The organism is Streptomyces sp. NPDC054757, from assembly GCF_053612185.1.
Genome location: NZ_JBSHBW010000019.1, coordinates 72,159 through 94,802 on the forward strand (window position 1 = coordinate 72,159; position 22,644 = coordinate 94,802).

Consider the following 22,644-nt stretch of genomic DNA (forward strand, 5'->3'; position numbering starts at 1 on the left):
TCGCGTGGGCCGGGAAATCCACGACGGAGTGTCAGTGGCGGCTGCCAGACTCCCGTGCATGGAGCGAATCAACGCGCTGGCCAGGCGGGCCGGTCAGGGGGAGCGGATCAAGTTCCTGCACTTCTGGGGGCACAGCCCGCGGCGGGACGGCAGCATCGGACCGAGCTGTCTGAGCCAGTGGTGGCCGTCACCGTTCGTGGTCGACGGCGTGCGGTACGCCACGGCCGAGCACTGGATGATGGCCGCCAAGGCGCGGCTCTTCGGGGACGCGGAGGCGGAGCGGGCCGCGCTCTCGGCGGCGAATCCGGCGCTCGCCAAGAAGGCGGGGCGGCTCGTGCGCGGTTTCGACGACGCGATATGGGAGCGCGAGCGGTACGGGATCGTGGTCGCGGGCAGCGTGCACAAGTTCGCGGCGGATCCGGCGCTGCGCCGCTATCTGCTGGCTACCGGGGAGCGGGTGCTGGTGGAGGCCAGCCCGATGGACCGGGTATGGGGGATCGGGCTCGCGGCGGACGACGAGCGCGCCGGGCAGCCGGAGCGCTGGCGCGGGCTCAATCTTCTGGGCTTCGCGCTGATGGACGCGAGGGAGCGGCTGCGTACGGCCGTTGCGGCGGGCTGAGAACGGGGCGCGGCTGCCCGGTCCCGGTCCCTCCCTGCCCCGCCCTGCCCCGGGCGCGTACGGCCGCCCGGGGCAGAAGGCTGCCGACCGCGTCTCAGTGACCGGCGCCGACGATCAGTGAGCTGGGGTAGGTGTCGCCGTCATCGGTGCCGTAATCGGGGGTGGAGTGGTGGGTGTGTGCGAGGCCCCAGATCATCAGGCTGAGAAAGATGAGGCTGAACACGATGCCGATGGGCCCGAGGATGATCCCGGCGAGCGCCATCCCGCCGTTGTTGGCCTGGCCCCGGTTGGCCCGCTTGCGGCCGAGGATGCCGAAGATCAGGGCGAGCGTCCCCAGGATGACGCCCAGACCCCAGGCGCAGAAGATGACGACGCTGAGGATGCCGAGCACCAGCGCCGCCACCCCGAAGCCGTTGGCGGGCGCCGGCTGCAGGGTGTTCCAGCCGCCCTGCCCTCCGCCGTAACCCGGGTAGCCGTAGGCGGCGTTCCCCTGCGGGCCGGGGGCCGCACCGGGATAGGACGGGTAGCCGTATGTACCGGGGGCACCCGGCCCGGAGCCCTGCGGCCCCGGGCCGTTCGGTCCGATGGGCGGCGGCGGTACGGCTCCCGGGGGCGGATACCCGGGAGGCGCGAAGCCCGGAGGCACGGACCCGTGAGGGCCTGCACCCGGCCCCGGCACCCCGGAGCTGTGCTGGGCAGCGTTGTGCTGAGCGGCATTGTGCTGACCGACACTGTGCTGCCCGGCGCCGTCCTGCGCGGGGCCCTGCTGCCCCGGGATGTGCGGGCCGGGTGTCTGCTGCCCCGGATCCGCCGGTACGGGACCGGGCTGCCCGGTGCCCGCGGCCGGGACCGCCGTGACCGTCTGCTGGTCGTGCACCGCCCCGGGCGTCCGCGGCCGGTCCGCCTGCCCGCCCGGCTGCTTGTCCAGCGGCACCTTCCGACCGGGCGGCGCCCAGGGGTCGCTCGGCGGCTCGGGGTCCCCCGAAGGGTGTGGTGCGTTGTCTGACATTGGGCCTCCCCCATCCTCGGCTCGTCATGCTAATGCCGAGGCACCGGTGTCACCGCAGCCAGCGTCCGCCCCGCCACCGGCGCCTGTGTGCCCGGCCCCGGTCCCGGCCTACGATGTTCCCCGACCAGCAGAGCTCGCCGTACCCCGGAGGACCCCGATGACCGATCTGCACCCGTTCATTGCAGGGCTCCCCAAGGCCGAGCTCCATGTGCACCATGTCGGGTCGGCGTCACCCCGTATCGTCGCCGAACTCGCCGCGCACCACCCGGACTCGATGGTCCCGACGGACCCCGAAGCACTCGCCGACTACTTCACCTTCACGGACTTCGGACACTTCATCCAGGTCTATCTCTCCGTGGTGGACCTCATCCGCACCCCCGAGGACGTACGGCTGCTGACGTTCGAGGTCGCGCGCGACATGGCACGCCAGAACATCCGGTACGCGGAACTCACCATCACCCCCTTCTCCTCCACCCGCCGCGGCATTCCCGAACAGGGCTTCATGGAGGCGATCGAGGACGCCCGCAAGGCGGCCGAGGCCGAGCTGGGCACCGTGCTGCGCTGGTGCTTCGACATCCCCGGCGAGGCCGGACTGGAGTCGGCGGCCGAGACGACCCGGCTCGCCCTGGACCTGCGCCCCGAGGGTCTTGTCTCCTTCGGGCTCGGCGGCCCCGAGATCGGCGTGGCCCGCCCGCAGTTCAAGCCCTACTTCGACCGGGCCCGCGCGGCCGGGCTGCACTCGGTGCCGCACGCCGGTGAGACGACAGGACCCGAGACCGTCTGGGACGCGCTGCACCACCTGGGCGCCGAGCGCATCGGCCATGGCACCACCTCGGTCCAGGACCCGAAGCTCCTGGCCCACCTGGCAGAACAGCGCATCCCCCTGGAGGTCTGCCCGACCTCCAACATCGCGACCCGGGCCGTCCGCACCCTCGACGAACACCCGCTCAGGGAGATGGTGGAGGCGGGGGTGCCGGTGACCATCAACAGCGACGACCCGCCGATGTTCGGCACCGACCTCAACAACGAGTACCTGGTCGCGGCCCGCCTGCTCGGGCTGGACGAGCGCGGCGTCGCAGAACTCGCGAAGAACGCCGTGGACGCGTCGTTCCTCGACGCACCGGGCAAGGCGAAGCTGGCCGCGGAGATCGACACCTACACCGCGGAGTGGACCGCCAGGTAGCCGCACCCTCCGGCGGTCGGCAAGGATGGGGCCCATGCGTACCGTCACTGCCGTGGGCCATCGCGGCGACCCCTATCTGTTCCGCGAGAACACCCTGCCCTCCGTCCGCTCCGCACTGGAACGGGGCGCCGACGCGGTGGAGATCGACGTCAGGCTGACCCGGGACGGCGTGCCCGTACTACTGCACGACGCGACCCTGGAGCGGCTGTGGGGCCACGACCGGCCGCTCGGGCTGATCACGGCGGACGAGCTGCGCGGACTGACGAACGGCGGGGTCCCGACGCTCAGGGAAGCGCTCGCGGCCACCGGCGGCCACCGCGTCATGATCGATCTCCCGGGCGCCACCACGGAGGCGGTGCGCACGGTCGTCGGCGTGGTCCACGAGTGCGGCGCGGGCGACCGTACGTACTACTGCGCGGGGCCCACCACCATGCTGGCCGTGCGCGAGACCGACCCGGCCGCCGAGATCGCCATGACCTGGACGACGCTCGCACCCCCGCGGCCCGCCCTGCTCGACACGGTGAAGCCGCGCTGGCTCAACTACCGCTTCGGGCTGCTGAGTCAGGAGCTCTGCGACCGCGTCCACCGGGACGGGCTGCTGGTCTCGGCCTGGACCCCCGACACCAGGCGGTCGATGCGCCGGCTGATCGGCATCGGCGCCGACTCGATCACCACCAACCGCGTCGACGCCCTGCGCACACTCCGCCGCCGGACGCGCCCCGGACGCTGATCCGATACGGGGACCGGCGGGAGCCCAAGGGCGTGGCGGTCCGGCTGCGAAAATCCGCCGTTTACCTTCCGGGGCACGGGGTAGCCGCAGCCCGAACCACCTTGTCCGGGCGCGGACGCCCTCCGGGCAGCCGCGCGGATCGCACGGCAGCATGTCGAGACCGGCTGCCAGGACGCATATCCGCCCGACTGGGGCGCTGCCATGGCCATGTGCCGCGCGCCCGTACGTCGCACCACCAAGGGGCCCGGCGGTGCTATGTCTCTTTCGCCAGGCCTCAGGCCAACGCGAAAGGCACACGTGACCAGGCTGACAACAGAACACCGATGCAGGTACGGCGTCACCGGGAGGGCCGGGCGAACCGCAGCTGAGTCCGGCGCCGCCGGAACGGACCGTCAGGGCCTGCGGAAGGCGGAGAGCCGTGATTAGACTCCCCATAGGCGCCGGCGTCAACAGCGCCGTCAACTTCCTGGAAGACCGGCTGCCCTGGCTCTTCGACTTCCTGCACTCCGTCGGCCAAGGCATGTACAACGGCGTGTACTTCGTCCTCTCCGGCCCCGACGCGCTGATGATGGCGGCGATCCTCGCCCTGATCGCCTGGTGGTTGCGGGGCACGGTGGCGGCCGTCCTCACGTTCGCGGCTTTCTTCCTGGTCGACTCGATCGAGTTGTGGGAACAGGCGATGCAGACGCTGTCGCTTCTCGTCGTGGCAGTCACGATCACCATGGTGATAGCCGTCCCGCTCGGCGTCTGGGCGGCCCGTAACAAGTCGGTGAGCGCGGCCCTCCGCCCGGTTCTCGACTTCATGCAGACGATGCCGGCCTTTGTCTACCTGGTTCCCGGCATCACCTTCTTCGGGGTGGGCGTGGTGCCCGGCATCGTCGCCACGGTCATCTTCGCGATGCCGCCGGGCGTACGGATGACCGAACTCGGTATCCGGCAGGTGGACGAGGAACTGGTGGAGGCCGCGTCGGCGTTCGGAGCCACCCCGCGCTCCATTCTGCTGCGCGTACAGCTGCCACTGGCCCTGCCGACCATCATGGCCGGCATCAACCAGATCATCATGCTCGCCCTGTCCATGGTGGTCATCGCGGGCATGGTCGGCGCCGACGGTCTGGGCACCGTCGTCTTCCAGGCCATCAGCTCGGTGGACATCGGCCTCGGCTTCGAGGCCGGCCTCGCGGTGGTCATCCTCGCCATGTATCTCGACCGCATGACCGGTGCGCTCAACCAGCGCGTCTCGCCTCTCGGCCGCCGTGCGCTGGCGAAGGCTGCCGCTGTCAGGTCGGGCCATGCCCTGCGGTGGAGGCCCAGCACGACATTCGCGGGCATCGGTGTGCTGGTCCTCGCGCTCGTCGCCGGCGGGCTGCAGTTCTCCGGCTCGGACGACGGCCACCCAGGGGTGAAGGAGAAGGACCTGGGGAAGGACGCCGGCGCGGCTCCCGACATCGGCTTCTTCCCGTGGGACGAGGACGTGGCCATGACGTACCTGTGGAAGAACATCCTGGAGCGGCGCGGCTACAAGCCCAGCATTCACCAGTACGACGTCGGGTCGATGTTCACCGCGATGGCCGGCGGCCAGGTCGACGTGGAGTTCGATGCCTGGCTGCCGAACGCTCAGAAGCAGTACTGGGACAAATACAAGGACAACCTGGTCGACATCGGCCCGTGGTACGACAAGACCACGTTGGAAGTGACGGTGCCCAGCTACGTCAAGGGCATCCACACGATGGCAGACCTCAAGGGAAGGTCGAAGGAGTTCGGCGGCAGGATCATCGGCATCGAGCCCGGGACCGGCCAGATGAACATGCTCAAGAACAAGGTGCTTCCCGGATACGGGCTCGACAAGGAGTACAAGGTCACCGACGGCAGCTCCCCCAGCATGATCCTGGAACTCCAGAGGGCGTTGAAGAAGCACGAGCCGGTCGCGGTCGTCCTGTGGTCACCCCACTGGGCCTACAGCAAGTACAAGTTGACCAAGCTCAAGGACCCGAAGAAGCTGTGGGGCGATGTCAACCAGATCCGCTCGCTCGGCCACAAGTCCTTCCCGAAGAAGTTCCCCGAGTTCTACGGCTGGCTCAAGCACATGCATATGTCGGACGCGCAACTCGCGGACCTGGAGGCAGCCATCCAGGACGAGGGCACCGGCCATGAGGAGAAAGCCGTGGAGAAGTGGATCGCCAAGAATCCGGGCATAGTCGACAAGATGGCGCCGCTCTCCTCCTGACCCGGAGCCTGCGGTAACGAACCGGGGCAGGCCACTTGGTCGTACATCCCCGCCGGGGGCGGGCGCCGTGCCGCGCCCGCCCCCGGCAGCAGCCGTCCGCTCAGAACGGGCGGTCTCCCGCGATGGCGACCCGCTCGGCGACCCGCCGGTGCGAGGCGTAGTCGTTCACGGCGTAGTGCTGGGTGGCCCGGTTGTCCCAGAAGGCTATGTCGCCCGGCTGCCAGCGGAAGCGCACCTGGTACTCGGGTATATGCGCCTGCTGGAACAGGAAGCGCAGCAGACGGTCGCTCTCCGCCCGGTCGAAACCGACGATCCGGGTCGTAAATGAGGTGTTGACGAAGAGCATCCGCCGTCCCGACTCCGGGTGCGTGCGCACGACCGGGTGCTCGACCGGCGGGAACGCTTCCTGGTGGGGGGCGAGCTGCTCGGGCCGGTAGAAGCGTGCGAAGCCGGGGATGAAGTCGTGGACGGCGCTCGCCCCGTCGATGCGGTCCTTCACCTCCTGCGGCAGGTTGTCGTACGCGGCAGCCATGTCGGCCCACAGGGTGTCTCCCCCCAGCGGAGGCACCTCGCGCAGTTGCAGGACGGCACCGAGCGCCGGGCGTTCACGGAAGGTGACATCCGTGTGCCACACGTTCTCGAAGGTCCTCGGTGCGCCCGCCGCCTTGTCGAAGCGCACGACGTCTTCGCTGTCTCCCCTGGCCAGCAGCGGGTTGACCTCAAGCTCGCCCCAGTTGCGTGCGAAATCGCGCTGGGCGGCCGACGTGAGGTCCTGGCCTCGGAAGAAGAGCACCTTCCACTCCAGCAGGGCACGGTTCAACTCTTCGCGCAGCGCGGGCTCCAGCGGCTGCGAGAGGTCCACTCCGTGGATCTCGGCGCCGATCGTGCGGGCCTGCGGGACGACGTCGAAGAGGGTGTACGGGTGCGCCGTCGCGCCGGCCGGCAGCCGTTCCAGGACGCGGTCCCCCTCGTACAGGCCGTCCTGCGGGATGCGTGCCTCACGCAGGACAGGCGGGGTGGCGGCGGGCCGGCCGGTGGTCGTGGCGGCGCCGGGCCCGGCGGTCACTTGGGGGATGGTGGTGGTCATACGGTTCCTCCTTGCGGGAAGGCGAACCGCCAGGGGCCCCGGCGAGCGGGTCCCGGGTACCCGGAGAAACGGCGGGGCCCGCGACAACGGCCGAGGGCTTCTGGGCCGAGGCTTCTGGCGGTGCGGTGCGGTGAGGGCGGCGGGCGACGAGGTGGCTCATGGGCGTTCGCACCGGGTGCCTGCCGGTGCGGGGCAGGGCGGGTCGTCCACGGATCGCGAGAGACCGGGGAGAGACAACACCGGCGTTCCGGTCCCGGCTTCATTCCGGGAAGTGGCCGAGCGGCTGACGACCGCTCAGCGCGAGTGAACGCCGTCCCGTCCGGGCGGCGAGCCGATACGGCCGCGGCGGCACAGACAGGTGGCGGACCGCGGAGCACACTCGCCGCGAGGCTCCGTCATCCGCAGGGCGACGGTGGTCAGCGAGTGCAGGGTCATGCGCGCATTGTGGGTGGCCTCCGTCCATGCGGTCAAGACCGCCCCTGGCACGACCCGCTTCCGGACACCGCGGTCGCCACCACCCCGGCACGACGCCCGGAACTGCCGTGACGACAGCCCGGCCACCCGACGGCCGTGACCGAGCCGACCGGCCGGCCGGCCGGGGACCCTGGTCGCGACCCACCGCGGCCCCGCCTACAGCCCCACGATCCGGTTCCAGCGCTTCGCGTACTCGACCCGTTCCGCCGATGTGATGTCGCGGGCGATGGCGAGGCGCCGGCGCATCCGGTCGTCGGGGAAGATCAGCGGGTCATCGGCGAGGTCCGCCAGTTCCTTCTCCTTCGACGAGGCAAGCACCTCGCGTGCGGCGGGCACCGGGCAGACGTAGTTGACCCAGGCCGCCAGCTTCGCCGCCACCGCGGGCTCGTAGTAGTAGTCGATCAGCTTCTCCGCGTTGGCCTTGTGGCGGGCGAGGTTGGGGATCATCATCGACTCGGCCCACAGCTCGCCGCCCTCCTCGGGCACGACGAACTCGATGTCCGGGCTGTCGGCCTGGAGCTGGATCACATCACCGGAGTACGCCTGGCAGGCGAGCACATCGCCGGTGGACAGGTCCTTGATGTAGTCGTTGCCGGTGAAGCGGCGGATCTGCTTCTCCCGTACGAGCTTCTCGACCTGGTCGCACATGGCGTCGAAGTCCTTGGCGGTCCAGCGGGTGATGTCGGTGCCGTTGCCCTGCATGAGCAGGGCGAACGCCTCGTCGAGACCGGAGAGCAGGGTCACCTTGCCGCGCAGGTCGGGGGCCCAGAGATCACTCAGGTGCTTGATCTCGTGGCCGACCTTGCGCCGGTTGTACGCGATACCGGTGATCCCGGACTGCCAGGGGACGCTCTGCTTGCGCCCCTTGTCGAAGGCGGGCGAGCGGAGCTGCGGGTCCAGGTAGCGGGCGACGTTGGGCTGCTTGGCCCGGTCCATCTCCTCGACCCAGCCGAGCCGGACGAACCGGGCGGCCATCCAGTCGCTGATGACGATCAGGTCCCGGCCGGTCTCCTGGTGGTTCATCAGCGCGGGGCTGATCTTCCCGAAGAACTCGTCGTTGTCGTTGATCTCCTCGGTGTACTTGACCTTGATCCCGGACCGCTTCTGGAAGGTGTCGAGCGTGGGCCGCTTCGAGGGGTTGTGGTCGTCGGTGTCGATGTAGAGCGGCCAGTTGGCGAAGACCAGGCTGCTGTCCTGCGCCGACCTGTCGCGCCCCGCCCGCTCCCCCGGCTTCACATACGCCGCGGGGACCCCGCATCCGGTGAGCGCGGCCAGCGCGCCCACCGCGCCGGAACCACGGAGGAGGGAGCGCCGGGAAACACCAAGATCTGCCATGCGCCCACCCTCACCTCCGCGGGCGGCGGCGGGCAATGGACGCTGCGTACGGAGCACCGGCCCCGGCCGCGACACCTTGTCGGGGCCTGGCGTCCACGGGGTGCCCGGACGTGCGCCGCCCCCGTACGGCGGACCGTACGGGGGCGGCGGAACAGCGGTGGACCAGCGGCCGAACAGCAGTGGTGCGGCGGCGGGCAGCTGCCGGAGCAAGCGGCCTGAACGGGCGCCGGGCGCCCGGGTGTTCAGCCGTCCAGCGAGGTCATCACGTGCTTGACCCGCGTGTAGTCCTCGAAGCCGTAGGCCGAGAGGTCCTTGCCGTAGCCGGACTTCTTGAATCCGCCGTGCGGCATCTCGGCGACGAGCGGGATGTGGGTGTTGATCCACACACAGCCGAAGTCGAGGTTCTTGGACATCCGCATGGCACGGGCGTGGTCCTTGGTCCACACCGACGAAGCCAGCGCGTACTCCACGCCGTTGGCGTGCGCGAGGGCCTCCGCCTCGTCCTGGAAGGGCTGGACGGTGATGACCGGTCCGAAGACCTCCTGCTGGATGATCTCGTCGTCCTGCTTGAGGCCGGACACGACGGTCGGGGCGTAGAAGTACCCCCGGTCGCCGACCCGGTGGCCGCCCGCCTCGACCTTGGCGTGTGCTGGGAGCCGGTCGATGAAGCCGCTGACCTGGGCCAGCTGGTTGGCGTTGTTGAGCGGCCCGTACAGCACGTCCTCGTCGTCCGGCTGCCCGGTCTTCGTGTCGTCGGCCGCCTTGGCGAGCGCCGTCACGAACTCGTCGTGGACCGAGGCGTGGACCAGCACCCGGGTCGCCGCCGTACAGTCCTGCCCGGCGTTGAAGTACCCGGCGACCGAGATGTCCTCGACGGCCTTCGCGATGTCCGCGTCCTCGAAGACGACGACGGGGGCCTTGCCGCCCAGCTCCAGATGGACCCGCTTGATGTCCTTGGCCGCGGACTCGGCGACCTGCATCCCGGCCCGTACGGATCCGGTGATGGACGCCATCGCCGGCACCTTGTGCTCGACCATCGCCCGGCCGGTGTCGCGGTCGCCGCAGACGACGTTGAAGACGCCCTTGGGTGCGACGGCCCCGATGATCTCGGCCATCAGGACCGTGGAGGCGGGCGTGGTGTCGGAGGGCTTGAGGACGACGGTGTTGCCCGCGGCGAGCGCCGGGGCGAACTTCCAGACGGCCATCATCATCGGGTAGTTCCACGGCGCGACCTGGGCGCAGACACCGACCGGCTCGCGGCGCACGATGGAGGTCAGCCCCTCCATGTACTCACCGGCCGAGCGTCCCTCCAGGAGCCGTGCGGCGCCCGCGAAGAAGCGGATCTGGTCCACCATCGGCGGGATTTCCTCGGTACGGGTCAGCCCGAGGGGCTTGCCGGTGTTCTCGCTCTCGGCCGCGATCAGGTCCTCGGCCCGCTCCTCGAAGGCGTCGGCGATCTTCAGCAGCACGCGCTGGCGTTCGGACGGCGTCGCGTCGCGCCACGCGGGGAACGCCGCGGCCGCGGCCTCCATGGCGGCGTCGACGTCGGCCTCCCCGGAGAGCGGCGATGTCGCGTACGCCTCGCCCGTGGCCGGGTTGACCACGTCGATGGTCCGGCCGTCAGCGGCGTCCCTGAACTCCCCGTTGATGTAGTTACGCAGCCGGCGCAGCTCGGTGGTCACAGTGGTTCTCCCTCTCCGATGCCCGATGGATATGTCCCGACGGACGGTGCCCGGTGATGCCCGGCGGATGTCCCGATGGGTGAGACACCACCCTAATCGCAAAGCCGACGCTTTCGACATACCCAGCCACCCGGAACTTCGGATTCAGTTCCCAAAATAGCTTTCGACAACGAATTACATCGCTCCGGGCTTGCATGACGGGCGAGACCTCATGCACAGTGTGGGCGTGGCCAGTCGCAGCGCAGATTCCAGAAACGGGAACGGCACCCCCCCGATCGACGCCGTCTCCCTGGCGATCATCGAACAGCTCCAGCAGGACGGCAGGCGGCCGTACGCCGCTATCGGGAAGGCCGTCGGCCTCTCCGAGGCGGCCGTCCGCCAGCGGGTGCAGAAACTCCAGGACCAGGGCGTCATGCAGATCGTCGCCGTCACCGACCCGCTCACCGTGGGGTTCCGGCGCCAGGCCATGGTCGGCATCACGGTCGAGGGCGATCTCGACCCGGTCGCCGACGCGCTGGCCACCATGAACGAGGTCGACTACGTGGTGATGACCGCGGGCTCCTTCGACCTGATGGTGGAGGTCGTCTGCGAGGACGACGACCACCTGCTCGACCTGATCAACAAACGGATCCGCGCGCTTCCGGGGGTGCGGGCGACCGAGAGCTTCGTCTACCTCAAGCTGAAGAAACAGACCTACCAGTGGGGCACCCGATAGTCATGACCAAGGACCTGAGCCAGACCGCGTACGACCACCTGTGGATGCACTTCACGGACATGTCGTCGTACGAGAACGCGCCCGTTCCCACCATCGTGCGTGGCGAGGGCACCTACATCTACGACGACAAGGGCAAGCGCTACCTCGACGGTCTCTCCGGCCTGTTCGTGGTCAACGCCGGCCACGGCCGCCACGAGCTGGCCGAGACCGCCTACAAGCAGGCCCAGGAGCTGGCCTTCTTCCCGATCTGGTCGTACGCCCACCCGAAGGCCGTCGAGCTGGCCGAGCGGCTCGCGAACTACGCGCCCGGCGACCTCAACAAGGTCTTCTTCACCACGGGCGGCGGCGAGGCCGTCGAGACCGCCTGGAAGCTGGCGAAGCAGTACCACAAGCTCACCGGCAACCACCAGAAGTACAAGGTCATCTCCCGCGCGGTGGCCTACCACGGCACCCCGGCCGGTGCCCTGTCCATCACCGGCCTTCCGGGCCTCAAGGCCCCCTTCGAGCCGCTGGTGCCCGGTGCGCACAAGGTCCCCAACACCAACATCTACCGCGCCCCGATCCACGGCGACGACCCGGAGGCCTTCGGCCGCTGGGCCGCCGACCAGATCGAGCAGGAGATCCTCTTCGAGGGCCCCGAGACGGTCGCCGCCGTCTTCCTGGAGCCGGTGCAGAACGCCGGCGGCTGCTTCCCGCCGCCGCCCGGCTACTTCCAGCGCGTGCGCGAGATCTGCGACAAGTACAACGTGCTGCTCGTCTCGGACGAGGTCATCTGCGCCTTCGGCCGACTCGGCACGATGTTCGCGTGCGACAAGTTCGACTACGTGCCGGACATGATCACCTGCGCCAAGGGCATGACGTCGGGCTACTCCCCGATAGGCGCCTGCATCGTCTCCGACCGGCTGGCCGAGCCGTTCTACCGCGACGGCAACACCTTCCTGCACGGCTACACCTTCGGCGGCCACCCGGTCTCCGCCGCTGTCGGCATCGCCAACCTCGACATCTTCGAGCGCGAGGGCCTCAACCAGCACGTCCTCGACAACGAGGGCGCCTTCTACTCGACGCTGCGGAAGCTGACCGACCTGCCGATCGTCGGCGATGTCCGGGGCAACGGCTTCTTCTACGGCATCGAACTGGTCAAGGACAAGGCGACCAAGGAGACCTTCAACGAGGACGAGACCGAGCGCATCCTCTACAACGCGGTCTCCAAGGGCCTCTTCGAGGCCGGTCTGTACTGCCGGGCCGACGACCGCGGCGACCCGGTCGTCCAGCTCGCGCCGCCGCTGATCTCCGACCAGTCGACGTTCGACGAGATCGAGTCGATCCTGCGCGGGGTCCTCACCGAGGCCTGGGCCAAGATCTGACCGCACCCCTGCCCAGCAGCGACGCGGCCCGGCCGCACCCGTACGAGTGGACACGGGTGCGGCCGGGCCGCGTGCTGTCCGCGCACCAAGGTCCCGAGTCCCTACGGTGCCCAGTGACCCATCGGAACCGAACCGAGGTGTGCTCGCCATGGTGGCCCCACCGGACAACGACGTGCTCTGGGCGCGCTCCGCGCACTACTCCCACAGCGGCTCGCCCGCGCTCGCCGGTGTCTCGCTCGGCGTGCGCGACGCGGAGATCCTCGCGGTGCTCGGCCCGCGCGGCAGCGGCAAGACCACGCTGCTGCGCTGCCTGTCGGGCCAGCTCGTTCCCCAGCAGGGCGAGGTGTGGTTCAACAGCAGCCCCGTGCACACCCTGGGCCGGGTGGCACGCGAGCGGCTGCGGGTCTCCCGGTTCAGCTGGATCGACCCCGAGCCCCTGCTCGTACCCGAACTGACGGCCTGGGAGAACACGGCCCTGCCGCTGCTGCTGACCGGTGCTCCGCACCGCGCCGCCAAGCACACGGCTGTCCAGTGGCTGGAGCGGCTCGACCTGGGCGCGTACACCGGCAAGCGCCCGCACGCCCTGCTCCAGGTGCAGCGCCAGCGGGTCGCCGTCGCCCGCGCGCTGGCGGCCGGGCCCGCGGTGCTCTTCGCCGACGAGCCCACGGCCGTGCTGCGGGGAGCGGAGGGCATCCGGCTGCTGCGCACGCTCGTCGCGGCGGCCCGTTCGCACGGGATCACCGTCGTGCTCGCCACCCATGACCCCGAGGTCGCCGCCTGCGCCGACCGCACGGTCATGCTCAGGGACGGCCGGCTCACCGCCTCACTCGACGGCCCGGGTGCCATCGGCGACGAGGGGCGCTCCGCGTGCTCGCTCTCCGTCTAGCCCGCGGTTCCGGACCCCTCATCCTGCTGCGCAGACTGCTGGTCGCCGTGGCGTCGGCCGGTGTGGGGCTGCTGCTGCTCTGTGCGCTCGGTTACGCGGTGGGGCACCCGGCGCGCACGGCCGGAGCGGGGCTGCGGCTGCTGGGGTGCCTGGTCCCGCTGGCGGCGACGGTGCGTCTCGCGGCGGCGGTGGCCCGTACCGATCCGGGCATCCGCCCGAGTCGCGGGGCAGCGGCCGCCGGGCTCGGGACGGCCGGGCGCGCCGTCCTGTCCGCGGTGTCGGCAGCGCTGACCTGCGCACTGGGCAGCGCGGTGGCGCTGCTCCTCTTCTCACATCTGCGGCACGGCGCCGGTGAGGTGCGGTTCCACGGAGCCGCCCCCCGGGTGCCGGGGGCAGGCGGCCCGCTTCCGCTGCCCGCGGCTCTGCTCCTGCTGGCCGCGGTCCCGGTCGCCGCCGCGGTGAGCAGCGCCTGCGCGGTGCGGCGGCGCAGGCCGGTGCCCGAGGGCTCAGGCCCGCGGGGGCTCACCGGGGGGACCCTGCTGATCCTGGCGGGCCTGGCGGCCGAGGCGTACGGAAGGGCCAGGTCCGGCGGTGCGGCGCTGCCGGTCCCTGGCCGCTTCGGCAGCGGCCACGCGGTAGTGGCGGCCGGCTGGTCCCTGACCGCGCTGGGGCTGGCCGTCACGGCTCCCGCGCTGGCCCATCTGTGCGGGCGGGTTCTGCAGTCCGTACGGCCCGGGGCCGTACGCCTCCTCGCGGGCCGGGTGCTCCAGGCCGATTCGGCCCGGATCGGCCGGCCGCTCGGGGTGTGCTGCGCGGTGGCATCGGGGGCCGTCGCCGTCTCACTGCACGGCGCGGGCTCCCGGTTCGCCGGTCCGCTGCCCCTGCTGGCCGCCTCGCTCGTGGTGGCCTGCTCGGCGGCCACGCTGCTCAGCGTCACGGTCGAGGCCCGTCAGGACCGCGCGGCGACGACCGCCGCGCTGGTGCGCGGCTTCGCCCCCGCGGGGCTGGCACGGTCGGCCGCCGTGCTGCGCGTGGCCGCCCTGCTGGTGGCGTTCGCCCCGGTGACCTGGGGTGTCGCGGTGCTCGCCGCGACACCCCTGTCCGGGTGAGAGGGCCGCACCCCTACGATGACCGGATGCCCACCACACCTGAGCGTGACCGCGAGATCGAGACCCTGGACGCGTTCCACCGGGCCGCTGCCCGGGGGCCGCTCGGCGGTTACCGCGTTCAGGCCGTCGACCTGACGGGCCGTACGGAGACACTGCTCACCGCGGACACGGCGGGCGCGGTCTTCCTCGGCTGCCCTATGGCGCCCGAGGCCGAATCCGCGGTGGGCGCGGCCGGCGCACTCGTCTTCCCGACCGTCCCCGGTCTGCCCTTCGCCCCGTACCGCGGGCTGCTGTACTCGGCGGACGAGCTGTTCGCGGGCCTGGACGACGGCGGTTACGACGCCACCCCGGACGCCCGCGCGTACGCCTGGTTCCGGCGGACCGGGAACGACGGCGACATATTCGCCTCGATGCTGCGCTCCCTCCATGACGACGCAATGTCGGACGCGCTGGACGAACACCTCGACGGCGCACGGGTGGTGGGCGTCATGGGCGGTCACGCCATGGCCCGCGGCACGGCCGGGTACGCGGGGGCGGCGCGGCTGGGCCGTACGCTCGCCCGCTCCGGTCTGACCGTCGCCACCGGGGGCGGGCCCGGCGCCATGGAGGCCGCCAACCTCGGTGCGTACGCGGCGCCCTTCCGCGACGGGATGCTGGACGAGGCGCTCGAACTCCTCGGCAAGACACCGTCGTTCGACCCGTCCGTCTCCGACTGGGCGGACGCGGCCTTCGAGGTGCGCGGACGCTGGCCGGACGGCGGGGACTCCGTCGGTATCCCCACCTGGTTCTACGGCCATGAGCCGCCGAACGCCTTCGCCGGGCACATCGCCAAGTACTTCGCCAACGCCACCCGCGAGGACGGGCTGCTGGCCCGCTCGACCGCGGGCGTGGTCTTCCTGCCCGGTGCCGCCGGGACCGTCCAGGAGATCTTCGACAACGCGACCCCGAACTACTACGGCTCGCACGGCGGACCGGCCCCGATGGTCCTGGTGGACCGCGCCCACTGGACCGAGGACCTGCCTGCCTGGCCGCTGCTCAGGGCGCTGGCCAAGGGCCGGCCGATGGAGTCACGTATCGCCCTGGTCGACACGGTCGACGAGGCGCCCGACGCACTGGCCCGGATGGGCTTCTGACGGACCCGGGCCGGGCTCCGGGGGCCGCCCTCACTCCTCCGCGGTCAGCAGCACCACATCGGCCTCCTGGAAGACCGCCCCCACCGCCTCGCCCGCGTCCGGCGCCGTCAGCAGCGGACACTCGGCCTCCAGTTGCGGCCCGTGCTCCGGGCGCAGCCGTACGGCCACATGACTGCCCCGGAACGTGCGCGCCTCCACCGTGCAGCGCAGCCCCTCCTGCGGCGCCGCGAGCCGCACCCCCGCGGGCCGCACCAGCAGCAGGCCCTCCCCCTGCGCCGAGCCGTCCGGCACCGGGATCCTGCCCCAGGGGGTGTCGGCAGCCCGGCCGGTGACCGTCGCGGGCACCACGTTGTCGAAGCCGAGGAACCGTGCCACGAACTCCGAGGCCGGCCGCTGCCAGACCTCCAGCGGGGTCCCGGTCTGGGCGATCCGCCCGTCCCGCATCACCACGACCCGGTCGGCCAGCGCGAACGCCTCACCCTGGTCGTGGGTGACGGCGAGCACCGTCGTACCCAACCGGCCGAAGAGAGCGCGCAGTTCGACGACGAGACGTTCGCGCAGACTGCGGTCGAGCTGGCCGAGCGGCTCGTCGAGCATCAGCAGTTTCGGGCGCGGGGCCAGCGCGCGGGCGAGCGCGACGCGCTGCTGCTCGCCGCCGGAGAGCGCGCCCACCGCGCGCCGCCCCGCACCGGGCAGCCCGACCAGCTCCAGCAACTCCTCGACCCGGTGCGCCTGTTCGGCCCGGGGAACGGACCGCATCCGCAGCCCGAAGGCCACATTGCCCGCCACATCACGCTGCGGGAAGAGCTGGTGGTCCTGGAACATCAGACCCACTCCGCGCCGGTGCGCCGGCACCCCGCCCTGCTCGGCGCCGTCGAGCAGCACCCGCCCGGCGGAAGCGGGCTGCAGCCCCGCCACCACCCGCAGCAGCGTCGACTTGCCGCTCCCGCTCGGCCCGAGCACACAGACCGTCTCGTGCTCGGCGACCGACAGGTCCACCGCGTCCAGCGCCGTCCGCTGCCCGAAGCGGACCGTCACACCGTCCAGTTGCAGCATCAGAACTCTCCAGAGCGGTCGGTACGGACGCGTTCGAGCACCAGCAGCGATACGGCGCACACCAGCATCAGGATCGTGGAAAGGGCCATCGCCTGCCCGTAGTTGAGCTCACCTGCCCGCCCGAGCAGCCGCGCCACCGCGACCGGGAGCGTCGGGTTGTCGGGCCTCGCGATGAAGACGGTCGCCCCGAACTCCCCCAGCGAGACGGCGAACGCGAACCCGGCGGCGACCAGCAGCGCCCTGCGCACCAGCGGCAGGTCCACCTCGCGCCAGGCCCGCAGCGGCGAGGCCCCGAGCACCGCAGCCGCCTCCCGTAGCCGCCCGTCCACGGCGCGCAGCACCGGCAGCATCGTGCGTACGACGAAGGGCACCCCCACCAGCGCCTGCGCGAGCGGCACCAGGAGCCAGGACGAGCGCAGATCGAGCGGCGGCCTGTCGAGGGTGATCAAAAACCCGAAGCCGACGGTGACCGCGGAGACCCCGAGGGGAAGCATCAGCAGGGCGTCGAACCCGCGTACCAGCCGGCCGGCCCGCCGGGTGAGCGCGGCGGCCGCGAGTCCGCCGACAACCAGGGCGATCCCGGTCGCGACCACGGCGTACCGCACGGAGTTCCAGACCGCTTCGAGGGGCGGGACCGGAAACGTTCCACCGCTCGCCCCCTGCGACTGGAGCGCCCGGTAGAAAGCGAAGCCGTACCCCCCGGGCCCGTCGAGCGAGCGCGCGACCAGTACCCCCAGGGGCAGCAGGATCAGTACGGCGATCACCGCGAGCACCCCGCCGACCAGCGTCCACTGGCCCGTGCCCGCCGGACGGCGCGAGGTGAGCGCCGGGTCGACGAGGCTCAGCGCGCTCTCCCGGCGCCGCACGGTCCAGGCGTGCAGCGCGAGGATCGCCCCGACCGCGGCGAACTGCACCAGGGTCAGCACGGCGGCCGTCGGCAGGTCGAGCAGTTCGGCGGTCTCCCGGTAGATCTCCACCTCCAGCGTGGAGAAGGTGGGTCCGCCGAGGATCTGCACCACACCGAAGGAGGTGAAGGTGAAGAGGAAGACCATCAGCGAGGCCGCCGCGAGGGCGGGCGTCAGTGCGGGCAGAGTCACCCGCCGCCAGGCGGCGAACCGGGAGGCGCCGAGCACCCGCGCGGCCTCCTCCTGGCGCGGGTCGAGCTGCGACCAGAGGCCGCCCACGGTCCGTACGACCACCGCGTAGTTGAAGAAGACGTGCGCGAGCAGGATCGCCCAGACGGTGGTGTCCAGGCGTACGCCCCACAGCTGGTCGAGCAACCCGCCGCGGCCGAGCAGCGCGAGGAAGGCCGTCCCGACGACGACGGTGGGCAGCACGAACGGCACCGTCGCCACCGCGCGCAGCAGCTGCTTGCCGGGGAAGTCGAAGCGGGCGAAGACATAGGCGCCGGGGAGCGCGATCAGCAGCGTCAGCCCGGTCGACGCGCACGCCTGCCAGGTGGTGAACCACAGGACGTGCAGGATGTCGGGCCGGTCGAGGACCTCACCGAACCGCCCCAGCTGCCACGAGCCGCCCGCCCTGAGGCCCCGGCCGACGATTGCTGCCACCGGGTAGGCGAAGAAGACCGCGAAGAAGGCGGCGGGCACGGCCATCAGCGCGAGCCGCACCGCGGTCCCGCGCCGGGCCGTCCCCCGCGCGGACGGCCCGGCGTGCGGCGGGGTGGCTACTTCAGGACGATCGAGGACCACGACTTGACCCACTGATCACGGTTCTTGGCGATTGTGCCCGGTGCGACCGTCTCGGGGTGGCCGACCTTCGCGCCGAACCGCGTGAAGACCGCGGGCTCCTTCGCCCCGTTCACCACCGGGTCAACGAACATGTTGAGCGGCATGTCCTCCTGGAACTTTTTGCTGATGAGGAAGTCGATCAGCGCCTTGCCGCCCGCCGCGTTCCTCGCGCCGTCGAGGAGCCCGGCGAACTCGGTCTGCCGGAAGCAGGTGGCGGTGGCCACGCCGGTCGGGGCGGTCTTCGGCTGCGGCTTGGCGTACAGCACCTCGGCGGGCGGGCTCGACGCGTACGAGACGACGAGCGGCCGGTCGCCCTTGGCCTTTCTGCCGCCGGCCGAGCCGGAGAAGTCGTTGTTGTACGCCTGCTCCCAGCCGTCGTCGACCTTGACGCCGTTGGCCTTGAGCTTCTTCCAGTACGCCTGCCAGCCGTCGTTGCCGTACCGGGCGACCGTGCCGAGCATGAAGCCGAGCCCGGGTGAGGAGGTGGCCACGTTCTCGGTGACGAGGAGGTTCTTGTACTGGGGCTTGATCAGGTCGTCGAAGCTGTGGGGCGGGGCGATGCCGTGGTCCGCGAAGTACTTCTTGTCGTAGTTGACGCAGAGGTCGCCGCTGTCGATGGGCGTGACCCGGTGCTTTCCGGCGTCGAGCTGGGCGGCGGGCTCGACCTGGTCCAGGCCCTTGGCCCGGTACGGCGTGAAGAGGCCGTTGCTCAGGGCCCGGGACAGCAGGGTGTTGTCGACGCCGAAGAAGACGTCGCCGCGCGGGGAGCCCTTGCTCAGGATCTCCTGGTTGAGCGCGGCACCGGCGTCCCCGCTCTTGAGGACGTGGACGGTGTAGCCGGTCTCCTTGGTGAACTCCTTGAGTACGGCGGGAGACGCGGCGAAGGAGTCATGGCTGACGAGCGTCACGACCTTCGAACTCCCGGCGTCCGAACCGGAGTCGCCGGAACTCCCGCAGGCGGCGAGCGCCGTGACGCCCAGCGCGGCGGCCAGCGCGGTCGCGGCCGGCCTGGTGATGCCGGGCTTTCGGGTGCTCGGCGTTCTGCCGGACTCACGCGCCCGCTTGGTGGTGCTCACTGATTCCTCCTGGGATGGGACATCCAGGAAGAGACGCGGCCCTGCCCACGGGAAGCGGGCAGGGCTGAACAGCTTGAGTAGTGACCGAACTTCCTACCCGGAATGACCCGGGCAAGGTCCAGAGGGTCTGCGGCGTGGCCGCACTCTCAGCGCTGTGGCGCTCCCCTGTCGGAATATGAAAATGTGCCGCCCACGTTACACGGCCCCTCCCTCGGCGCCACGGGCACTACCGCTCGGCGACCGGGCGGTGACCGTGACCGGGCCGGGCGCTACCGCTCGGCGGCCGCCAGCTGCCCGCACGCTCCGTCGATCTCCTGGCCGCGGGTGTCCCGTACGGTCACGGGAACCCCGTGGGCGGCGATGGCCGCGACGAACGCCTTCTCGTCCTCCGGCCTGGAGGCGGTCCACTTGGAGCCCGGTGTCGGGTTGAGCGGGATCAGATTGACATGGACCGGCTTCCCCTTGAGCAGCCGTCCCAGCCGGTCGCCGCGCCAGGCGTGGTCGTTGATGTCGCGGATGAGCGCGTACTCGATGGAGACCCGGCGGCCGGACTTCGCCGCGTACTCCCACGCCGCGTCCAGCACCTCACGGACCTTCCACCGGGTGTTCACCGGGACGAGGGTGTCGCGCAGCTCGTCGTCCGGGGCGTGCAGCGAGACCGCGAGGCGGCACTTGAAGCCCTCGTCGGCGAAGCGCAGCATCGCGGGCACCAGGCCGACCGTGGACACGGTGATCCCGCGCTGCGACAGCCCGAGGCCGTCCGGCTCGGGGTCGGTCAGCCGCCGGATCGAGCCGACCACCCGCTTGTAGTTGGCGAGGGGCTCGCCCATCCCCATGAAGACGATGTTGGAGAGCCGCGCGGGCCCGCCGGGCACCTCGCCGTCACGCAGCGCGCGCATGCCGTCGACGATCTGGTGCACGATCTCGGCCGTCGAGAGATTGCGGTCGAGACCGGCCTGGCCGGTGGCGCAGAAGGGGCAGTTCATACCGCAGCCGGCCTGCGAGGAGATACACATCGTGACCCGGTCCGGGTAGCGCATCAGCACCGACTCGACCAGCGTGCCGTCATGCAGCTTCCAGAGCGTCTTACGGGTGGTGTCGTTGTCACAGCTGATGTGACGCACCACGCTCATCAGGTCGGGGAGCAGCGCCTCCCGCAGCTTCTCGCGCGAGGCGGCCGGGATGTCGGTCCACTCGGCGGGGTCGTGGGCGTACCGCGCGAAGTAGTGCTGCGACAGCTGCTTGGCACGGAACGGCTTCTCGCCGGTCTCGGCCACGGCGTCCTTGCGCTCGGCTGGCGTGAGGTCGGCGAGGTGGCGCGGGGGCTTCTTGGCTCCGCGGGGCGCGACGAAAGTGAGTTCTCCGGGCTTAGGCATGGTCCATCCAGTGTCGCAGACACCGGAGGGAGGGCCCGCCGCCCTGTGGACGACGGCCCTCCCTCCGGTGAAGACGCAGGTCGGACGGGTAGCTCTCCGGTCTCAGGACCCGACGAAGAGCACCAGCAGCAGCCAGACGACGGGCGCGGTGGGGAGCAGGGAGTCCAGCCGGTCCATGATCCCGCCGTGGCCGGGCAGCAGTGTGCCCATGTCCTTGATCCCGAGATCCCTCTTGATCATGGACTCGCCCAGGTCGCCCAGGGTGGCGCTGGCCGCGACGGCGAGGCCGAGCAGCAGACCCTGCCACCACTGCCCGTCGTCGATCAGGAAGTGCATACAGAGGGCGCCCGCCACCATCGCGAAGCTGACCGCTCCGAACAGGCCCTCGCGGGTCTTTCCCGGGCTGATGCGCGGTGCGAGCTTGTGCTTGCCGAAGCGCCAGCCGATCGCGTACGCACCCGTATCACTGACCACGGTCAGCACCAGGAACGTCAGCACCCGCCACGGCCCGTCGTCGGCGGTGAGCAGCAGCGCCACGAAGGTCGCGAGGAACGGCACGTAGAACGCGGCGAACACACCGGCCGTGACATCCCTGAGGTAGCCGTCGGGCGCCTCGGCCATCCGCCAGACCAGGACGGCGAGCGCCGTGAGCGCCATGGCGATCCAGGCGCCCTCGGTGCCCCACGCGTACCCGGCGACGACCATGGCGGCGCCGCCCACCGCGAGCGGGACCAGCGGCGCCTTGATGCCCTTGCGCTCACCGAGCCGGGAGGTGAGCTCCCAGAGGCCGACGACCACCGCGACGGCGATCACGATGACGAAGGCGGCCTTCCAGATGAAGAGGGAGGCGATCACCACCACGCCGAGACCGAGACCGACCCCTATCGCCGAACGCAGATCGCGGCCGGCCTTCTTCTTCTGCGGAGGCGGCGGGGCTGGCATGGGCTCCTGCGGCATCTCGTCACGGACCGGGGGGCCACTCGGGCGAGCGGCCCCCCGGAAGTGGTCGGCGGGGCCGTGGGGGCCACGGCCGCCGTCCTCGGCTTCTCCGCCTGCGTCGGGCACGATGGGCATGGGCCGAGTCTGCTCAACTTCATGCTCGCCGTACGCGGGACCCGCCGGGACAGCGCCCTGGTCGGGGGCGGGTCGCCATTCCCCGACGGGGTGGCCGCTCTGCGGGGCACCCCAGGAAGAGTCGTTCATCAGACCTCGAGCAGCTCGGCTTCCTTGTGCTTGAGCAGCTCGTCCACCTGCGCGACGTACTTCGCGGTGGTGTCGTCGAGCTCCTTCTCGGCACGGCGGCCCTCGTCCTCGCCGACCTCGCCGTCCTTGATCATCTTGTCGATCGTCTCCTTGGCCTTGCGGCGGACGGAGCGGATCGAGATCTTGGAGTCCTCGGCCTTGGTCCGGGCGACCTTGATGTACTCCTTGCGGCGCTCACCGGTCAGCTCGGGGAACGTCACCCGGATGATATTGCCGTCGTTGCTCGGGTTGACGCCGAGGTCCGAGTCGCGGATCGCCTGCTCGATGTTGCGCAGCGAGGTCTTGTCGAACGGGGTCACCACAGCCATCCGGGCCTCCGGCACGGAGAACGAGGCGAGCTGGTTGATCGGGGTCAGCGCGCCGTAGTACTCCGCCACGATCTTGTTGAACATCGCCGGGTGCGCACGGCCGGTGCGGATCGCGGCGAAGTCCTCCTTGGCGACCACGACGGCCTTCTCCATCTTCTCCTCGGCCTCGAGGAGGGTCTCTTCGATCACCACTTGCTCCTGCATGTCTTGAGTGGGCCCGCGTTCTCAGGCCCTGGAGTAAACCCGCGTCTTGCCCTGACCGGTGTC

At 70.8% G+C, this 22,644-nt stretch carries 18 protein-coding genes and 1 pseudogene; 9 read left to right on the forward strand and 10 right to left on the reverse strand.

Annotated elements, in window-relative coordinates; genetic code table 11:
• The first annotated feature begins 58 nt into the window (after positions 1-58).
• On the forward strand, positions 59-619 hold the full coding sequence (locus ACWGKJ_RS22140; RefSeq protein WP_385029694.1) for an NADAR family protein: 561 nt from the start codon (positions 59-61) through the stop codon (positions 617-619).
• A 94-nt stretch (positions 620-713) separates the two neighbouring features.
• Here the strand turns inward: ACWGKJ_RS22140 and ACWGKJ_RS22145 are convergent, their stop codons facing one another.
• The gene (locus tag ACWGKJ_RS22145; RefSeq protein ID WP_385029697.1) at positions 714-1,628 is read right to left on the reverse strand and encodes a DUF4190 domain-containing protein; all 915 of its coding nucleotides are present in this window, start codon (positions 1,626-1,628) and stop codon (positions 714-716) included.
• A gap of 157 nt (positions 1,629-1,785) precedes the next feature.
• Here ACWGKJ_RS22145 and ACWGKJ_RS22150 point away from each other — a divergent pair, with 157 nt between their 5' ends.
• The 3 genes and pseudogenes from ACWGKJ_RS22150 to ACWGKJ_RS22160 all read left to right on the forward strand — a co-directional run.
• The gene (locus tag ACWGKJ_RS22150; RefSeq protein WP_385029700.1) at positions 1,786-2,811 is read left to right on the forward strand and encodes an adenosine deaminase; all 1,026 of its coding nucleotides are present in this window, start codon (positions 1,786-1,788) and stop codon (positions 2,809-2,811) included.
• Between the two features lie 34 nt (positions 2,812-2,845).
• Entirely contained in the window at positions 2,846-3,541 is a 696-nt protein-coding gene (locus tag ACWGKJ_RS22155; protein WP_385029703.1) for a glycerophosphodiester phosphodiesterase, read from the forward strand.
• Between the two features lie 418 nt (positions 3,542-3,959).
• Positions 3,960-5,753: pseudogene (locus tag ACWGKJ_RS22160) on the forward strand (ABC transporter permease/substrate binding protein); the annotation flags it as partial.
• 112 nt (positions 5,754-5,865) lie between these two features.
• Here ACWGKJ_RS22160 and ACWGKJ_RS22165 read toward each other — a convergent pair.
• The 3 genes from ACWGKJ_RS22165 to ACWGKJ_RS22175 all read right to left on the reverse strand — a co-directional run bounded on the left by ACWGKJ_RS22165 (position 5,866) and on the right by ACWGKJ_RS22175 (position 10,343).
• Entirely contained in the window at positions 5,866-6,852 is a 987-nt protein-coding gene (locus ACWGKJ_RS22165; RefSeq protein WP_385029709.1) for a TauD/TfdA dioxygenase family protein, read from the reverse strand.
• Positions 6,853-7,482: 630 nt separating this feature from the next.
• The gene (locus ACWGKJ_RS22170) at positions 7,483-8,661 is read right to left on the reverse strand and encodes an ABC transporter substrate-binding protein (protein WP_385029712.1); all 1,179 of its coding nucleotides are present in this window, start codon (positions 8,659-8,661) and stop codon (positions 7,483-7,485) included.
• Positions 8,662-8,903: 242 nt separating this feature from the next.
• On the reverse strand, positions 8,904-10,343 hold the full coding sequence (locus tag ACWGKJ_RS22175) for a gamma-aminobutyraldehyde dehydrogenase (RefSeq protein ID WP_385029715.1): 1,440 nt from the start codon (positions 10,341-10,343) through the stop codon (positions 8,904-8,906).
• A gap of 211 nt (positions 10,344-10,554) precedes the next feature.
• Here ACWGKJ_RS22175 and ACWGKJ_RS22180 point away from each other — a divergent pair, with 211 nt between their 5' ends.
• The 5 genes from ACWGKJ_RS22180 (at position 10,555) to ACWGKJ_RS22200 (ending at position 15,550) form a co-directional block, all read left to right on the forward strand.
• Complete coding sequence (locus ACWGKJ_RS22180) at positions 10,555-11,058, forward strand: Lrp/AsnC family transcriptional regulator (protein WP_385029718.1); 504 nt, start codon at positions 10,555-10,557, stop codon at positions 11,056-11,058.
• Between the two features lie 2 nt (positions 11,059-11,060).
• Positions 11,061-12,422, forward strand: coding sequence for an aspartate aminotransferase family protein (locus tag ACWGKJ_RS22185; protein ID WP_385029721.1), 1,362 nt, complete (start codon positions 11,061-11,063; stop codon positions 12,420-12,422).
• 148 nt (positions 12,423-12,570) lie between these two features.
• Positions 12,571-13,308: an ABC transporter ATP-binding protein gene (locus tag ACWGKJ_RS22190; protein WP_385029724.1), complete on the forward strand. Its 738-nt coding sequence runs from the start codon at positions 12,571-12,573 to the stop codon at positions 13,306-13,308.
• Positions 13,290-14,417 (forward strand): hypothetical protein, encoded by a 1,128-nt coding sequence (locus tag ACWGKJ_RS22195; protein WP_385029727.1) that lies wholly within the window; start codon positions 13,290-13,292, stop codon positions 14,415-14,417. Before ACWGKJ_RS22190 ends, ACWGKJ_RS22195 begins: the two co-directional genes overlap by 19 nt.
• Before the next feature lie 26 nt (positions 14,418-14,443).
• Positions 14,444-15,550 carry an LOG family protein gene (locus ACWGKJ_RS22200; RefSeq protein ID WP_385029730.1) on the forward strand — a complete coding sequence of 369 codons (1,107 nt, stop codon included), beginning with the start codon at positions 14,444-14,446 and terminating at the stop codon, positions 15,548-15,550.
• A 30-nt stretch (positions 15,551-15,580) separates the two neighbouring features.
• Here the strand turns inward: ACWGKJ_RS22200 and ACWGKJ_RS22205 are convergent, their stop codons facing one another.
• The 6 genes from ACWGKJ_RS22205 to frr all read right to left on the reverse strand — a co-directional run bounded on the left by ACWGKJ_RS22205 (position 15,581) and on the right by frr (position 22,566).
• Entirely contained in the window at positions 15,581-16,606 is a 1,026-nt protein-coding gene (locus ACWGKJ_RS22205; protein WP_385029733.1) for an ABC transporter ATP-binding protein, read from the reverse strand.
• Entirely contained in the window at positions 16,606-18,219 is a 1,614-nt protein-coding gene (locus ACWGKJ_RS22210) for an ABC transporter permease (protein ID WP_385029751.1), read from the reverse strand. The genes ACWGKJ_RS22205 and ACWGKJ_RS22210 overlap by 1 nt, the downstream gene beginning before the upstream one ends.
• 71 nt (positions 18,220-18,290) lie before the next feature.
• Complete coding sequence (locus ACWGKJ_RS22215; RefSeq protein ID WP_385029754.1) at positions 18,291-19,370, reverse strand: thiamine ABC transporter substrate-binding protein; 1,080 nt, start codon at positions 19,368-19,370, stop codon at positions 18,291-18,293.
• Between the two features lie 329 nt (positions 19,371-19,699).
• Positions 19,700-20,806 carry a 23S rRNA (adenine(2503)-C(2))-methyltransferase RlmN gene (rlmN, locus tag ACWGKJ_RS22220; RefSeq protein ID WP_385029736.1) on the reverse strand — a complete coding sequence of 369 codons (1,107 nt, stop codon included), beginning with the start codon at positions 20,804-20,806 and terminating at the stop codon, positions 19,700-19,702.
• 102 nt (positions 20,807-20,908) lie between these two features.
• Positions 20,909-22,009 carry a phosphatidate cytidylyltransferase gene (locus ACWGKJ_RS22225; RefSeq protein ID WP_385029739.1) on the reverse strand — a complete coding sequence of 367 codons (1,101 nt, stop codon included), beginning with the start codon at positions 22,007-22,009 and terminating at the stop codon, positions 20,909-20,911.
• Positions 22,009-22,566 (reverse strand): ribosome recycling factor, encoded by a 558-nt coding sequence (frr, locus tag ACWGKJ_RS22230; RefSeq protein WP_164266826.1) that lies wholly within the window; start codon positions 22,564-22,566, stop codon positions 22,009-22,011. The genes ACWGKJ_RS22225 and frr overlap by 1 nt, the downstream gene beginning before the upstream one ends.
• Positions 22,567-22,644: the final 78 nt, after the last annotated feature.